Genomic DNA, 15,294 nt, shown 5'->3' on the forward strand with positions numbered 1-15,294 from the left:
GGGCCCGTGACGATCCGACCCGTCCTCGTTCCCGCGGTCCTCGGCGTGCTCGCGGTGTTGTGCACCGGGTGCGTCGCCGTCGATCCGGAGGAGGGTGTCCTCACCTTGTCGGGCAGCGACGCGGCCCCGCTCCCGGCGTGCAACGGCGCAGCGCCCGTCTCGGTCTCCGCCCTGGCGTCCGACGACCCGCCGGAGTGCGAGCCGATCGGTCAGGTGCTCGTCTTCCCCGACGGCGGCCGGCTGCAGTTGCCGGAGGGATCGCTCGGCGCCGGTTCGCAGGCTGCCGCGTCGGGCGTCCGGTACGCGTACAGCGGTGTCGGGCGGTTCGGCGTCGTCGCGGCGCAGGCGGGTCCTGGTTGCGTCGATGTCCAGGAGTGGGGGACCCCGGACGCGTTGCGTCGGGTCCACGACGCCTTCGGCTCGCGCTGGATGTGCGCCTGACCGGGCGCAGGACGCGAGCGCCCGGCGACCGGTCGCGGCCCCTCAGCGGGGGAGCGCCGCCAGGACCTCGGCGGCACGGGCGGCCTGCTCGGCGCTGACGTCGAGGTGCGTCACGAGCCGGACGTGCCTCGGGCCGAGCTGCATCACCCGCACGTCCTGCTCGGCGGCCGCGGCCACGAAGGCTGCCGGATCGGTCACCTCGGCGAAGACGATGTTCGTGTCGACGGTCGCGGGGTCGACGTCGAGCGCGGACGCGAGCACCCGGGCGTTGGTGTGGTCCTCGGCGAGACGGTCGACGTGGTGCCGGAGCGCGTACCGGCCCGCCGCGGCCAGGAAGCCCGTCTGCCGCATGCCCCCGCCGTAGCGCTTCCGCCAGGTGCGGGCCGCGGCAACGTGCTCCCGGGAGCCGACGAGCACCGAGCCGACCGGCGCGCCGAGCCCCTTCGACAGGCAGACCGACACGGTGTCGAACCCCGCGGCGAGGTCGCGCAGCGCGACCCCCGACGCGACGTGGGCGTTCCACAGCCGGGCACCGTCGAGGTGCACCGCGATGCCGTGCTCCCGCGCGAACGCCTGCACGGCGTGGACCTCGTCGACGGGCTGCACGGTCCCGCCACCGAAGTTGTGCGTGTTCTCGATCGCGATCGCCGTCGTGGACACGCTGTAGGCGCCGGCGTTCGGCTCAGCCACCTCCGCGACCGCCGCCGCGACGAGGCGTCCGCGCTCCGAGGACCACGTGCGCGTCGTGATGCCGGAGAACACCGCCGCGGCACCGAGCTCGGCGCGGACGACGTGGGCCCGGACGTCCGCCAGGAGTTCCTCGCCCGGCGCGACGTGCAGCCGCAGCCCGAGCTGGTTCGCCATCGAGCCGGTCGGGGTGAAGAGCCCGGTTTCGTGGCCGAGCAGGTCGGCGATCTCGCACTCGAGGGCGTTCGTCTCCGGGTCCTCGCCGAAGACGTCGTCACCGACCTCGGCGTCGGCCATCGCCCGGCGCATCGCGGGCGTCGGGCGGGTCACGGTGTCGGAGCGCAGGTCGATCGGAGCGTCGGTCACCGGGCAACGCTAACCCGCCGTCCGGTCCGTCGATCACCAGGCAACACCGACCCGCCGTCCAGTCCGTCGATCACCGGCGTCGCTACCGTGAGGCCCATGCAGCCGCCAGCAGCCGGGACCCTCCGCATCCTCCACCTGTCCGACACGCACCTGACCGGTGACGGTGCCCTGCACCAGGGGTCGGTCGACACGACGGCGGCGTTGCACGCGGTGCTCGCGCACGTCGACGGGGTCCCGGGCGTCGGCCTGGTCGTGGTCTCGGGGGACGTGTCCGAAGACGGGAGTCCCGCGTCCTACCGCACGGCTCGAGAGCGGATCGGCGCCTGGGCCCAGCGGCACGGCGCCGCACTCGTCCTCGTCCCCGGCAACCACGACCTCCGCGAGGGCTTCCGCCAGGTCCTCGCGAACGGCCACGTCCTCGGCGAGGGCGGCACGCCGCTCGCGCACACGATGGAGTACGTCCCGCCGTCCGTGCCGGTCTCCGGGCAGTCGGTCGTCGCCGGCTTCCGCGTGGTGACGGTCGACACGAGCGTCCCCGGTGCCGGCTACGGCGCGCTCAGCGACACCGCGCTCGAGCGACTCCGCGCGGCGCTCACCGGCGAGCCCGTCCCACACGGCACGGTCGTCGTGCTCCACCACCCGCCGGTGCCCTCGCCGACCTTGCTGCACGAGGCCCTCCGCCTGCAGGACCCCGAGGACCTCGCCGAGCTCCTCGACGGCTCGGACGTCCGGGTGGTGCTCGGCGGGCACCAGCACCACCACAGCGCCGGGTCGCTCGCCGGCGTCCCGGTGCTCGTCGCGCCCGGGGTCGCGAACGACACGGACGTCGTCGGACCGTACGCCGAGGAGTCCGCCCACGTCGCCCACGGCGCACTGGTCGTCGACGTCGCCACCGACGGCTCCGTCTGGTCGACACCGGTCCGCGTCCCCGACCCGGACCGCGACGTGCTCGCCTTCGCGCTCGACGCCGAGACGGTGGCACGGATCGCGGAGCAGGCGGGGCCCGCCGCGCGCTGACGGTGCTCGAGACCCCTCGCTCACGGACACCGTCCCGGCGTCGCGAGTACACCGGAGCCATGCCCACGGAAGGAGTCCCCCATGCGCATCGGTAGTGCAGTGCAGTACGACCGGTACGGCGGGTTCGACGTCGTCGACCTCGTCCCGCAGGAACGTCCCGAGCCCGGACCCGGCGACGTCGTCGTCGAGGTCGTCGCCGCCGGCCTGAACCACGTCGAGCGGTTCCTCCGCGAGGGGAAGCTGCGCGACCACATCGACCTCGAGTTCCCTGCCCACCAGGGCGTCGACTTCGCCGGCATCGTCCGGGCCCGTGGCGCCGAGGTCCGTGACCTCAAGGTCGGCGACGAGGTGATGGGCCACGCGCCCGAGGGCGGTGCGCACGCCACCTGGATCCGCGTGCGCCGCGGTGCGGTCGTGAAGAAGCCCGAGCACGTCGGGTGGGAGGTCGCCGGCGGCCTCTACCTGGCCGGTGCCACCGCCGCGACGATCGTCCGCGGACTCCGTCTCGGGCCCGACGACACCATCGTGATCTCCGCCGCTGCCGGCGGTGTCGGGCACATCGAGTGCCAGCTGGCGCACGACGCCGGCGCGACCGTCATCGCCCTCGGCAGCCCGCGGAACCACGACTACCTGCGGCAGATCGGCACGCTGCCGGTCGCGTACGGCGAGGGCGAGGAGGACCGCATCCGGCAGATGGCGGCCGGCCGGCCGATCACCGCGTTCATCGACAACCACGGCGGTGGCGGTGCAGCGGACCTCGCATCGCGGCTCGGCGTGCCGTCGGAGCGGCTGGTGACCTCCGAGCACCGCCGCGACGTCGAGATCCGGTTCCTGCGGGCACCGGCCGACGACGAGGAGGCCCGTGACCTGCTCACCCTGCTCGGCAAGGCCGTGCAGGACCGCCGCGTGCAGGTGCTCATCTCGGGCTTCTACCCGTTCGAGTACATCGTCGACGCCTACGAGGACCTGGCCGAGATGCGCTCCCGCGGCAAGGTCGTGATCGGCATGCAGACGGTGGAGACCGGTGCGCGACTCGACTGGTACCGCTCGGAGAAGGCGCGTGACCTGCGCGACCGCTACGCCGATGCACGAGGCGCGGACGCCGAGACGATGGCCGGCGGGTCGACGAGCCCGGAGGCCTGAGCCACACGCGCGACGATCGGGCCCGGTCTCCGGCAGGAGGCCGGGCCCGATCCGTGCGCGGGGGAGCGTGCGTCGGCTAGCTGAGGACGTCCTTCGTCGCGAACCGTCCGTACGCCAGCGCACCGAACACGGCCACCCAGCCGAGCTGCAGCAGCGCGTTCGCCCCGAAGGAGTCGAACGCGATCGGGTCGCGGAGCAGGTCGCCGAAGCCGAGCCACAGGTGCGAGAACAGGAACGGGTGCAGCCGGTCGAGCTGCGGGAGCTGGTCGAGCACCTGCGAGACCCCGGCGAGCACGACCGTCGCGGCCATCGCCCCGACCGGTACCGTCGTCAGCGTCGAGGCGAAGAGCCCGATCGCGGCCAGCCCCAGCATCGACAGGGCCACGTACAGCGCGAGGAGCAGTGCGCGGCCGGCGTACGACCAGCCGCCGACCTGCGTCCCCGACAGCAGGGTCACCGGGCCGATCGGGAAGAGCAGTGCGCCGATCGCCGCGCCGACGAGCACGACGAGGAACGTCGCGGCCAGGCAGAACGCGACCGTCGCGACGTACTTGACCAGGATGAACCGCAGGCGGCCGGTCGGGGCCACCAGCAGGTAGCGGATCGTGCCGTGCGACGCCTCGCCCGCGACCGTGTCACCCGACACGACCCCCACGGTCAGGGGCAGGAACAGCGGGATCGACACGGTCAGCGCGGTGAACGCGACGAAGAGGCCGTTGTTCGTGATGTCCCCGAGGAACGCGGGACCACCGGAGTCACCGTCGGTGGTCAGGCGCACCGCGATCGCGATGAGCACCGGGACCAGGGCGAGGGCACCGAGCATCGCCCAGGTCCGGCGGCGCCGGAACAGCAGCGCGAGCTCCGACCCGAGCAGGGCGAAGGGGCGGACGGGACGGCAGACGGACTCAGGCTGCGACATCGAAGCCCTCTCCGGTGAGCGCGACGAACAGGTCCTCGAGGGTGCCGCCGCCCACCGCCACGCCCCGGACCCGGACGTCGGCACGGACGAGGTCAGCCGTGACGGTCTCGGGCAGGACGTCGTCGGGCAGGTCGGCGACCAGGACGTCCGCACCGGTGTCCCGACGCGGGGAGAGCCCCATCCGCACGAGCACCGCCGAGGCCTCGCCCACGTCGGGGGTCCGGACGGTCAGGGTCCGGCCGCCCGTCGCCCGGAGCTCGTCGAGGGACCCCTGCGCCACGAGGCGCCCGCTCCGCATCACCGCGGCGTGCGTGCAGACCTGCTCGATCTCGGCGAGCAGGTGGCTCGACACGAAGACCGTGGTGCCGTCGTCGGCCAGCGAGCGGATGAGGTTGCGGACCTCGCGGGTCCCCTGCGGGTCGAGGCCGTTCGTCGGCTCGTCGAGCACGAGGAGGTCACGCGGCGCGAGCAGTGCGCCCGCCAGGCCGAGGCGTTGCTTCATGCCGAGCGAGTAGGCGTGTGCCTTCTTGTCGGCGGCGTGGCCGAGCCCGACGCGGTCGAGCGCCGCCGCGACACGGTCGTGGCGGGTGCGCGGGTCGGAGGTCGGGTCCGCCGCGTCGAACCGCTGCAGGTTCGCCCGACCGGACAGGTACGGGTAGGCGGCCGGACCCTCGACGAGCGCGCCGACGCGGGGGAGGACCTCCTGCAACGCGCCCGGTACCGCACGACCGAGCACCTCGATCGTGCCGCTCGTCGCCGCCGACAGGCCGAGGAGCATCCGGATGGTGGTGGTCTTGCCGGAGCCGTTCGGTCCGAGGAACCCGAAGACCGATCCGCGCGGGACGGCCAGGTCGATGCCGTCGACGGCGCGCTGCCGGCGGAACACCTTGACGAGCGACTGCGTCCGGATCGCGAGGTCGGGAACGGACCGGCCGGGCTCCGTCGCTGCCCGGTCCGGCTGCGGAGCTGTCGTCACTTCGCGGCGGTGACCAGCGCGGCCACCGGGACGGCGCCGACGAACACCCGGCCGTCGTCCGTCAGGTAGACCGACACGAGCGACGTCTGCAGTGCGCGGCCGCCGTCGACGGGCTTCGTCACCTGGTCGAGGAGCGCCGAGGCGTCGGAGTCGCGACCCGGTCCGGCGGTGTCGCCGGCGGGCAGCTCCACGACGCTGTCCCACCCGGAGCCGGTCACCGTCGGACCGACGCCGCTCCGGTCGTCGCCGTGTGCCCGTCCGCCCTGCCCGTGCTGGTGGGCGTCCGAGAGGTCCTTCGTCGTGACCTCGGCGCCGGACGGCGGGGTGAAGTCGAACAGTCGAGCGTCGGGCGCGCCGTAGTCGAGGCTCGTGAACCCGACCTGGAACGCCGGGTCGTGCTGCCCGGCCGCGGTCACGGTGACGCGCAGGGGCAGCCCGGTCTGCTGGTCGACGGCGAGCCGGACCGAACCGACCAGGGTGTCGTCGGACCTCGGCGTCAGGGTGACCTGCCATGCGTCGTGTCCGGCGACGCGGACCGTCGTCGGGTCGGACACCCGGGTGCTCGGGGTGATCGCGTCGACCGCACGCTCGGCCGCCTGCGCCGGCGTGGTCGCGCCGGCGGTGGGGGCGTCGGCGCCCGCGGGGAGCGTCAGGTGCACCGCCGTGCGCTCCTTCGAGTCCCAGGTCCACACGTCGGACCCGTTCCGGACCACGTCCTGTTCCGCGAGCTGCTGGGTCAGCTGGAAGCGCTGTTCGTCCTCGCCGCCGACGTACACCCGCGCGGTGTGCGCGGCGGTGAGCAGTCCGAGCACGTCGGACGCGTCGCCCTCGAGCGAGGAGCCGCCGCTGCCCGAGGGGAGCTCCGGCAGCCCGAGGTCGCTCGTCTGCGCGATCGTGCCGGAGTACTGCGCGTTGCTGGACCCCGCGATGCTCGCGAGGACCTCGGCCGCGGTGGGGTCCGAGCCCGCCACCGGTTCGGCAGCGGCGTTCGCGATCACGGGTGCGGCGATGACGCCGGCGACGACGACCGGTGCGATCGCGGCGGGCAGCCAGGCTGACTTCTGCATCGTGTCCCCTTCGGTGGAGCGGTGGGTCGCGAGCACCGTACGTCGGGCTGCCGACAGTCGGCTGGGCGTCCGCGGCTGTCGTCCCGGTGTCCGGCACTCGTAGGATCGGTCCGCCCGGCGACGGGACGACACGGCGGCGAAGGAGACGGCATGCGCGCGGTCCTCGGACTGGACATCGGTACCTCGAGCACGAAGGCGCTGCTGGCCGGGTTCGACGGCAGGGTGCTCGCCGAGGGCTGCCGGGAGCACAGCGTCGACCGCCCCGTCGAGGGGCGGGTCGAGATGGACGGCGACGCCTGGTGGGCCGAGTTCGTGGACCTGACGACCGAGCTGCTCGCACGGGTCCCGCACGCGCGGGTCGAGGCGGTCGGGGTCAGCGGCATCGGTCCGTGCGTCCTGCTGTCGGACCAGGACGGACGGCCGCTGCGGCCCGCGATCCTCTACGGGGTGGACACCCGCACGGCGGACATGCTCGACGAGGTCGCGGCGGAGCTCGGCGGTGACGACGCCGTCCGTGCCCGGTGCGGCAGCGGGCTCAGCACCCAGGCCGCCGGGGTGAAGCTCGCATGGCTCGCCCGGAACGAACCCGACACGTGGCGTCGTGCCGGACGGTTCACGATGCCCTCGTCGCGGATCGTCGAGCAGCTCACCGGCGAGTACGTCCTCGACCACCACTCGGCGAGCCAGACGACCCCGCTGTACGACGTCCACGCCGAGCGCTGGATCGACGAGTGGTGCGCGCGGCTCGCGCCCGGTCTGCGGATGCCGCGGCTGCTCTGGCCCGGTGACCGGGCCGGTGACGTGACGGCCGCCGCCGCCGCAGCCACGGGCCTCCCGGCCGGGATCCCGGTGATCGCGGGGACCATCGACGCGTGGGCCGAGGGGGTCAGCTCCGGCGTCCCCGCGCCGGGGCGGGTGTTCCTGCAGTACGGGTCGACGATGTTCCTCATCGCGCCCACCGACCGGCCGACGTCGGTCCCGGGTCTGTGGACCACGGTCGGGACCCGCCCTGGGCAGCCCTGCGTCGCGGGGGGCACCGCGACCTCCGGCGCCGTCACCGACTGGCTCCGGCGGCTCGTCGACGGCGACCGCGCAGCACTCCTCGCCGAGGCGCGGGCCGCCGGTCCGGGCGCCGGGGGACTGCTCGTCCTGCCCTACTTCGCCGGGGAGCGGACCCCGATCGCGGACCCGGACGCCCGCGGAGTGGTCGCCGGGCTGACGGTCCGGCACACGCGTGGTGACCTCTACCGCGCGACGCTCGAGGGGACGGCCTACGCGGTCCGCCACAACCTCGAGGTGCTGGGCGAGGCCGGCATCGACGTGCACGAACTCGTCGGCGCCGGCGGCGGGGTGCTCGGACGACTGTGGCCGGAGATCGTGTCGGACGTCACGGGGCTCCCGCAGACCATCCCGTCCGTCACCACGGGAGCGTGCTTCGGCACGGCGTACCTGGCCGCGCTGCTCGTCGACGGCGCGGACCGCGTCGACATCCACGCCTGGAACCCGCCGGCGGTCGTCATCGAACCGGATCCGGCGGCCTCCGAGCGGTACGACCTCGGGTACCGGGACTACCGGGAGCTCTACGAGGCGACCGCGCCGGTCGTGCACCGGTTGGCGCGCCGCCAGCGCGACGGCGGGACCGCCACTGCACCGGCCGGTCCGGCGGGTGCGGTGGCGGTCCCGAGGGGCCGACCGGCGTCGGGTCACGCGGTGGCGGTGCCCCCGGCGTCGGTGCCGGCTGCGCCTCCGGCGTCGGTGCCGACGGGCGCTGAGCCGTCGTAGCCGCAGATCGCGGCGACCTTCTCCGCGCTCGCGCTCGACGGGTCGAACGTGTACCCGAGCCACTCCTTCGCCATGCGCCGGGCGACCTCGATGCCGACGACCCGCTGGCCCATGCAGAGCACCTGGGCGTCGTTCGACAGCACCGACCGCTCGACGCTGAACGAGTCGTGCGCCGTGACGGCCCGGATGCCGGGGACCTTGTTCGCGCTGATCGCGACGCCGAGCCCGGTGCCGCAGACCAGGATCGCCCGGTCGGCCTCGCCGTCCGCGATCATCCGGGCGGCGTCGACGGCGACGTGCGGGTACGCCGTGTGGTCGTCCGCGTCCACGCCCACGTCGACCACGCTGGCCACGCGGTCGTCGGCCTCGAGGTCCCGCTTGATGACCTCCTTGTAGTCGAAGCCCGCGTCGTCCGAGCCCACCACCAGTCGTAGCGTCATGCGTCCACTCCTTCGCGTCGTGCGCGGTCGGCGAGCACCTCGCCGATCCGTGTGAGGACCATCCCCATCGAGGTGGCGCCCGCATCGGGCGTCCCCACGCTCTTCTCGGCCAGGGGTCGGGCCCGCCCGACCTTCGGCCGCAGGTCCGCCGTGGCCTCCGCCTGCTCGACGGCGACCTGCGCTGCCGTCCGCCAGGCCACCGGCAGGTCGGCGCCGTCGTCGACCGAGGACCGCAGCCGGTCGACGAAGGGCAGCAGTGCGTCGAGCAGCGTCTTGTCGCCGCGGGCCGCGCCGCCCAGGTGGACGATCGAGTCCGCGAACGCCTGCGCGGCAGCCACGACGTCGGTCGGACCGTACGTCTCCCGGTCGTCGCGGAGCGCACGACCGAAGGACTCGAGGGCCGCGCCCCAGAGCACACCGGAGGTCCCGCCGGCGGACGCTGCCCAGGCGTCGCCCGCCCGACCGAGCACGAAGGCGACACCCGCGGCGGGGTCGGTCTGCTCGACTGACCGGCGGGCCGCCGAGACACCCTTGACCATGCCGCGCCCGTGGTCGCCGTCGCCGGCGACCGCGTCGATGCGCCCGAGGGTCTCCTCGTGCTCGCGGAGCAGCGCGTCCATCGCCACCACGGCTGCGCGGGCGGTCTCGGCTGCCCGCCGGGAGGCCTCGGTCGCGTCCGGCACGACGGTCGCCTCCGCCTCGGCCTCGGCCACCGTGTCGGCCGGCACGAGCGCCGCGACCGGAGCGGCGACCTTGCGGTACGCCGGCGTGTAGGCGTCCGCGCGCCAGTACTGTTCGAGCTCGTCGTCGAGGAACTGCAGCGTGAGCGAGCAGCCGCCCATGTCGAGGCTGGTGACGAGCTCGCCGACCTCGGGCTCGACGACCTCGAGCCCGGCGTCCTCGAGGAGCGGCAGCACGCGGCCCCAGAGCAGGAAGAGCTCCTCGTACTTGGTGTCGCCCAGGCCGTTGAGGATCGGTGCGACCCGCGGCCCGGCGCCCTCGGGGCGTTCTGCGACCAGCCGCTCGACGAGCAGTGCGGCGAGCTCCCGCGCGGGCAGCACCGGGACGTCCCGGATGCCCGGCTCACCGTGGATGCCGAGGCCGAGGCCGAGGTGTCCGTCCGGGACGGAGAAGAGCGGTTCGGTGGCGCCGGGCATGGTGCAGCCCGAGAACGCGACGCCGATCGTCCGGGTGGCGGCGTTCGCCGCGGTGCCGACGCGCTCCACCTCGTCCAGGTCGAGTCCCGCCGCCGCGGCGGCACCCATCGCCTTGAACACCGAGAAGTCGCCGGCGATGCCCCGCCGCTGCGCGACCTCGTCGGCGCTCGCGACGTCGTCGGTGACCACGACGATGCGCGTGTCGATGCCCTCGGCGCGCAGGCGCTCGGCGGCGAGGCCGAAGTTCATCGTGTCACCGGCGTAGTTGCCGAACGACAGCACGACGCCGCGGCCCTGGTCGGCGGCCTTGGCCACCGAGTACACCTGGGCCGCGGACGGCGAGGTGAAGACGTTGCCGACGACGGCGCCGGTGGCGAAGCCGGGGCCGACGACGCCGCAGAACGCGGGGTAGTGCCCGGATCCGCCGCCGACCACGACGGCGACCTGCCGGTCGGCGCCCTCGGTCGGGAGGGCGACCACCCCGCCGTGCACGCCGCGTACCCGGTCGGCGTACAGGGCGAGCCAGCCGGCCAGCTGGTCGTCGGCGAAGTCCTCGGGGTCGTCGTGGATCGTGGTCATGGCGTGCGTTCCTGTCGTGCGGTGGACCGGGGTCCGGTGGATGGGGTCAGGATCGGGTCGGACGACCGGGTGCGTCGGTCGGGTCGGAGGGGACGGGTCGGGGGACCGGGCGGCGGCGGGACGGCCACCGCCGCCCGGGGTCGGCTCGGCGGGCCTCAGCGGGTGCCGCGGTGCGGGCGTCCCTGGGGCACGTCGAGGAAGTGGACCATCACGAAGGCGCAGGCGTAGAGGCCGACGAAGGTCCAGGTCACCGCCTGGCCGCCGCCGCCGAGCGCGAAGACCGCGGCGACGACGCCGGTGCCGAGGAACGCCGCGCCACCGGCAGCGGTGGTGTACATCGCCATCGCGGCACCCTTGTGCTCCGGGGCGAGCGCGGGCATGATTGCGCCCATCGGGACGAAGCCGGCGAGCAGGCAGCCGAACACGCAGCCGGCGACGACCGAGAGCACGTAGCCCCAGTCGGAGCCCGCGGGCACGAGCTGCGGCACGTACCACCAGGCGACGAGCCCGGTCGCCGAGCCCACGATGCCGAACCACTTCACCGTGCGCTGCCAACCGATCCGGTCGCCGACCCATCCGAACAGGGCGTTGACCAGGATGTTCGTCGCGTAGACGCAGACGGTCATGAGCAGCCAGCGGCTCTGGCCCCACCCGCGGTCGTTCGCGATGATCGCGGGCAGCACGACGAACATGCCGAACTCGGGCGCGGTGTTGATGAGGCGGACGAGGAAGCCCATCAGGATCTTCGGCCGGGTGGCGGTGAGGCGGATCCCGCTCGTCATCACGCGCCAGGCGCTCTCACCGGCGGGTGCGATCCGCGTGAAGCCGTTGGGCAGGCGGACGCCGAACAGCATGATCAGGAAGCCCACGACCACGAGGCCGATCGACGCGACCATCGCGCCCGCCTCGCCGACCGTGCCGCCGCCGAACACCGGGATCGCCCCGATGGCGAACAGCGAGCCGAGGGTCGGCAGCCCGCCGGTGAAGGCGACGTAGAACCAGCCGACGGCCGAGCCGTTGCGCTCCACCGGCGTCGTGATGTTCACCCACACCAGGAAGGCGAACGCGAACAGCGGGTAGCCGAAGCCGCGCAGGGCGTACGCGACGGCGGCGAACGGCACGCTCTGCACGTCCAGGGCCAGCAGGAACAGCACCTCGAGGACGACCCAGACGGCGAAGCCGAGGATCATCACCCGGCGCGGACCGACCAGGTCGGACAGGGCGCCGGAGACGTAGCTGCCGATCAGGGCGGCGAGGCTGTAGAACGTCACGATCGTCGCCACGGTGGCCTCGGGGCTGCCGAGCACCGCGACCATGTGCGGGGTGATGAAGTTCGACTCGACGCCGTTGCCGGTCATGAAGACCAGCACGGCGACGAAGCCGAGGGCGAGCGGACGGGGGATCCCCATCCGGTCCAGCCGGCCCTCGGACCGGCCGGCGGGGGGCGTGGAGGCGGTGGTGCGCGCGGTCGTCGTCGACATCGCGGGGACTCCTCGGGTGTCAGGCCCGCGCGGCGGACGTGGACGGCGCGGACGTGGTCGGTGCGGACAGCGACGGGATGATGGACACCTTGACGGACGCACCGGCGGAGTCGCCGACCAGGTCCAGTGCCTGCTGGAAGTCCTCGAGCGGGAACTGGTGCGTGCAGATCTCGTCCATCGGCAGCGTGCCGGACTCGAGCAGCTTGATCGCCGCCGGCCAGGTGTTCGGGCCGAGGTGTGCACCGCGGACGTCGAGCTCCTTGTCGTCGGAGATGATCGACCAGTCGACGGAGACGGCGTCCTTGAAGACCGAGTACTCGACGAACGTGCCGAGCTTGCGGAGCAGGTTCAGGCCCTGCGGTACCGCGGACGGGTGGCCGGTGGCCTCGATGTAGACGTCGGCACCGTAGCCGTCGGTGAGCTCCTTCACCCGGGCGACGGCGTCCTCGTGCGCGATGTTGATCGTCAGGTCGGCACCGACCTTGCGGGCGAGCGCGAGCTTCTCGTCGACGACGTCGAGCGCGATGATCCGCAGCGGGTTCTTCTGGCGGGCTCCGGCGATCGCGGAGAGACCGATCGGGCCGGCGCCGGCGATGACGACCGTGTCGCCGAACCGGATGTCGCCGCGCTCGACGGCGTGGAAGGCGCAGGAGAGGGGCTCCGCGAAGGCGGCGACCTGGCCCGGCAGCGCGCGGTCGACCGGGTGCGTCAGGGCGCCGCTCGGCACGAGCACGTACTCGGCCATCGCGCCGTCGAAGCCCTTGAAGCCGAACATGTCGTGGACGTTGCACATCCAGTAGGCGCCCTCGAGGCAGTAGCGGCACTCCCAGCACGGCACGATCTGCTCGCAGGCGATGCGGTCGCCGAGTGCCACACCACGCTTCGCGAGCGCGTCGTCGGCGCCGGCGACGATCGTCCCGACGAACTCGTGGCCGGGGATCCGGTCGGCTTCCGCCCATGCCGGGCGGTTCTCGTCGCCCCAGAACTTCGCCGCGCCGTGGTAGCACTTCAGGTCGCTGGCGCAGATGCCGACGGCGTCGGTGCGGAGCAGGAGCTCACCCGGCCCGGGCTGCGGGACCGGACGGTCCTCGAGTCGGTAGTCGCCCGGACCGTGGACCACCACGGCACGCATCGTGGTCGGGATCTCGCGGTGCGCGTCGCCCTGCGCCGGGGTCTCGGTCGTCGTCGTCGACATGAGCTGGTCCTCCGTTGGTCAGCCGGGCGGTGTGCCCGTTCCGATGGTTCGGCGACGACTGTACACGGTCGGGAACAGATGTCCAGAACACAATTTCTGCTATCGTTCCGACACCACGACCGCGCATCGCAAGGGAGCGACCATGACCACCGCCACCGAGACCGACCTCGCCGCCGCACTCCGACCGGGCCCCGACGCCGTCGACCTGACGAACGACCTGACCGGCCGAACGGCGGTCGTCACGGGTGGGGCGTCCGGCATCGGCAACGCGATCGCCCACGCCTTCGCGTCGCGCGGAGCCCGGGTCGCGATCGTCGACGTCCGGACGGACGCCTCGGCCGCTGCAGCCGCCGGGCTGCCCGACGTCCCCACCGGTGCGCACCTCGGGCTCGCCTGCGACGTCACGGACGACGCCTCCGTCTCGGCGGCGGTCCAGCAGGTCGTCGACGCCGCCGGGTCGATCGAGGTGCTGGTGAACTGCGCCGGCATCGTCGCGCTCGACGCAGCGGAGGACCTGGACGGCGGCGCGTGGGCGCGCACGCTCGACGTCAACCTGACCGGGACCTTCCGGCTGGCGCAGGCGGTCGGGCGGCACATGCTCGCGGCGGGCAGCGGTCGGATCGTGAACATCGCGTCGCAGGCGGCACACGTCGGCCTCGACCGGCACGCGGCGTACTGCGCGTCGAAGGCCGGCGTCCTCGGGCTGACCCGGGTGCTCGCGCTCGAGTGGGGCGGACGCGGGGTCACGGTCAACACGGTCTCGCCGACCGTCGTGCTCACCGACCTCGGCCGGGCGGCCTGGGCGAACGAGGCGGGTCTCCGCCACCAGGACGAGATCCCGACCGGTCGCTTCGCCACCCCCGCCGAGATCGCCGCCGCGGTGCTGTTCCTGGCGAGCGACGGTGCCGCGATGGTGAACGGCGCCGACCTGCGGGTGGACGGCGGGTTCACGATCCGGTGACCCCCGGTCGGACTACGATCCGAGTGTCCGACCGATCCGAAGGGTCCGCAGCATGTCCTCCGAGAGCACCACCGGCGCCGAGGGGGCCCGGGCCCGCTTCCCGCTCGACACCGTGTACCAGGCGGCGCGGATGTACTACCTCGAGGATGCCACCCAGGTCGAGATCGCGTCGCGCCTGGGGGTCTCCCGTCCCACGGTCAGCCGTCTCGTCGCCGAGGCCCGCCGCGCCGGACTCGTCCGGATCGACGTCGTGGACCCCTTCCAGGACGAGACCGTCGCACTGGCCGAGCGCCTGCAGGTCGTGCTCGGACTCCGAGCCGTGCACCTGGCCGCCGTGACGCACCAGGCGACGCTCGGCGCCGACCTGGCCGCCCCCATCGCGACCGCGGTCGAGGGCATGGGGCTCACGCCCGGCGACGCCGTGCTGATGTCCTCCGGTCGCACCGTGTACGACGTCGCACACGCCGGGATGCCACCGCTGGCCGGGGTCCAGATCGTTCCGACGGTGGGCGGCCAGGCGGACCCGATGCCCTGGTTCCAGACGAACGAGATCACGCGGACCGCCGCGGAGCACTCCGGTGCGATCCCGGCGTTCCTCTTCGCGCAGGCCCTGCCGTCCGCCGCGATGCGCGCCACCCTCGACGAGGACCCCGCCTTCCAGCACGTGGTCGGGTTGTGGGGGCGGGCCAAGGGTGCGATCCTCGGCGTCGGCGCACCGACCCCGACCCGCGACGCGCTGGCACGGGGGATCCCGGTCGAGGACGCCGTGTTCGACCAGGCCGCCGGTGACGTCTGCCTCAACTTCTTCGCAGCAGACGGCTCGCCGATCGAGTTCCCCGGCAGCGAGCGCATGGTCCGGACCTCGCGCGAGGTCCTGGCCGGCGTCCCGCACGCGGTCGGTGTGGCCGTGGGGGCGGCGAAGGTGCCGAGCATCGTCGGCGCGGTCCGCGCCGGCATGGTCAACGAGTTGGTGACCGACGCCGCGACCGCGCGCGCCCTGCTCGACGCGCTCGCCTGACCCCCGACGGCACCACCCGCGACAGCGCCACCGGCGGACGGGGAGCGCGCTACGGACGGGAGGCG

Annotated in this window: 14 protein-coding genes; 6 read left to right on the forward strand and 8 right to left on the reverse strand. The window is 73.7% G+C overall.

The features are described 5' to 3' along the window. The first annotated feature begins 6 nt into the window (after positions 1-6). On the forward strand, positions 7-441 hold the full coding sequence (locus ACIQFY_RS06060) for a hypothetical protein (protein ID WP_326495342.1): 435 nt from the start codon (positions 7-9) through the stop codon (positions 439-441). Between the two features lie 42 nt (positions 442-483). Here ACIQFY_RS06060 and ACIQFY_RS06065 read toward each other — a convergent pair whose 3' ends face one another. Beyond that, positions 484-1,494, reverse strand: a complete 1,011-nt coding sequence (locus ACIQFY_RS06065) for a GntG family PLP-dependent aldolase (RefSeq protein WP_326495343.1) — start codon at positions 1,492-1,494, stop codon at positions 484-486. Between the two features lie 96 nt (positions 1,495-1,590). On the opposite strand from ACIQFY_RS06065, the gene ACIQFY_RS06070 reads away from it, so the two are divergent. Next, positions 1,591-2,511: a metallophosphoesterase gene (locus ACIQFY_RS06070; protein WP_326495344.1), complete on the forward strand. Its 921-nt coding sequence runs from the start codon at positions 1,591-1,593 to the stop codon at positions 2,509-2,511. 81 nt (positions 2,512-2,592) lie between these two features. Next, positions 2,593-3,654 carry an NADP-dependent oxidoreductase gene (locus ACIQFY_RS06075; protein ID WP_326495345.1) on the forward strand — a complete coding sequence of 354 codons (1,062 nt, stop codon included), beginning with the start codon at positions 2,593-2,595 and terminating at the stop codon, positions 3,652-3,654. A gap of 76 nt (positions 3,655-3,730) precedes the next feature. Here ACIQFY_RS06075 and ACIQFY_RS06080 read toward each other — a convergent pair whose 3' ends face one another. The 3 genes from ACIQFY_RS06080 to ACIQFY_RS06090 are packed head-to-tail and all read right to left on the reverse strand — an operon-like array spanning position 3,731 to position 6,616. Further along, positions 3,731-4,573 (reverse strand): ABC transporter permease, encoded by an 843-nt coding sequence (locus ACIQFY_RS06080; RefSeq protein WP_400338775.1) that lies wholly within the window; start codon positions 4,571-4,573, stop codon positions 3,731-3,733. Continuing rightward, positions 4,560-5,549, reverse strand: a complete 990-nt coding sequence (locus ACIQFY_RS06085) for an ABC transporter ATP-binding protein (protein ID WP_400338777.1) — start codon at positions 5,547-5,549, stop codon at positions 4,560-4,562. Before ACIQFY_RS06085 ends, ACIQFY_RS06080 begins: the two co-directional genes overlap by 14 nt. After that, positions 5,546-6,616 (reverse strand): sigma-E factor regulatory protein RseB domain-containing protein, encoded by a 1,071-nt coding sequence (locus ACIQFY_RS06090; protein WP_326495348.1) that lies wholly within the window; start codon positions 6,614-6,616, stop codon positions 5,546-5,548. The genes ACIQFY_RS06085 and ACIQFY_RS06090 overlap by 4 nt, the downstream gene beginning before the upstream one ends. Positions 6,617-6,766: 150 nt before the next feature. Here ACIQFY_RS06090 and ACIQFY_RS06095 point away from each other — a divergent pair, with 150 nt between their 5' ends. Beyond that, the gene (locus ACIQFY_RS06095; protein WP_400338781.1) at positions 6,767-8,398 is read left to right on the forward strand and encodes an FGGY-family carbohydrate kinase; all 1,632 of its coding nucleotides are present in this window, start codon (positions 6,767-6,769) and stop codon (positions 8,396-8,398) included. On the opposite strand, the gene ACIQFY_RS06100 is transcribed toward ACIQFY_RS06095, so the two are convergent. The 4 genes from ACIQFY_RS06100 to ACIQFY_RS06115 form a co-directional block, all read right to left on the reverse strand. Next, entirely contained in the window at positions 8,320-8,838 is a 519-nt protein-coding gene (locus tag ACIQFY_RS06100) for a ribose-5-phosphate isomerase (protein ID WP_400338783.1), read from the reverse strand. The two genes, ACIQFY_RS06095 and ACIQFY_RS06100, sit on opposite strands and share 79 nt — an antisense overlap. Then, complete coding sequence (locus tag ACIQFY_RS06105; RefSeq protein ID WP_400338786.1) at positions 8,835-10,574, reverse strand: dihydroxyacetone kinase family protein; 1,740 nt, start codon at positions 10,572-10,574, stop codon at positions 8,835-8,837. The genes ACIQFY_RS06100 and ACIQFY_RS06105 overlap by 4 nt, the downstream gene beginning before the upstream one ends. A gap of 155 nt (positions 10,575-10,729) precedes the next feature. Continuing rightward, complete coding sequence (locus ACIQFY_RS06110; RefSeq protein WP_400338787.1) at positions 10,730-12,055, reverse strand: MFS transporter; 1,326 nt, start codon at positions 12,053-12,055, stop codon at positions 10,730-10,732. Positions 12,056-12,074: 19 nt separating this feature from the next. Next, the gene (locus tag ACIQFY_RS06115) at positions 12,075-13,250 is read right to left on the reverse strand and encodes a zinc-binding dehydrogenase (protein ID WP_326495353.1); all 1,176 of its coding nucleotides are present in this window, start codon (positions 13,248-13,250) and stop codon (positions 12,075-12,077) included. A 142-nt stretch (positions 13,251-13,392) separates the two neighbouring features. Between ACIQFY_RS06115 and ACIQFY_RS06120 the strand changes: the two genes are divergently transcribed. Continuing rightward, positions 13,393-14,211, forward strand: a complete 819-nt coding sequence (locus tag ACIQFY_RS06120) for a GolD/DthD family dehydrogenase (protein ID WP_209684964.1) — start codon at positions 13,393-13,395, stop codon at positions 14,209-14,211. A gap of 52 nt (positions 14,212-14,263) precedes the next feature. Further along, on the forward strand, positions 14,264-15,229 hold the full coding sequence (locus tag ACIQFY_RS06125) for a sugar-binding transcriptional regulator (RefSeq protein WP_400338791.1): 966 nt from the start codon (positions 14,264-14,266) through the stop codon (positions 15,227-15,229). The last annotated feature ends 65 nt before the right edge of the window (positions 15,230-15,294 follow it).

The organism is Curtobacterium sp. NPDC092190 (assembly GCF_044755625.1).
GTDB lineage: Bacteria > Actinomycetota > Actinomycetes > Actinomycetales > Microbacteriaceae > Curtobacterium.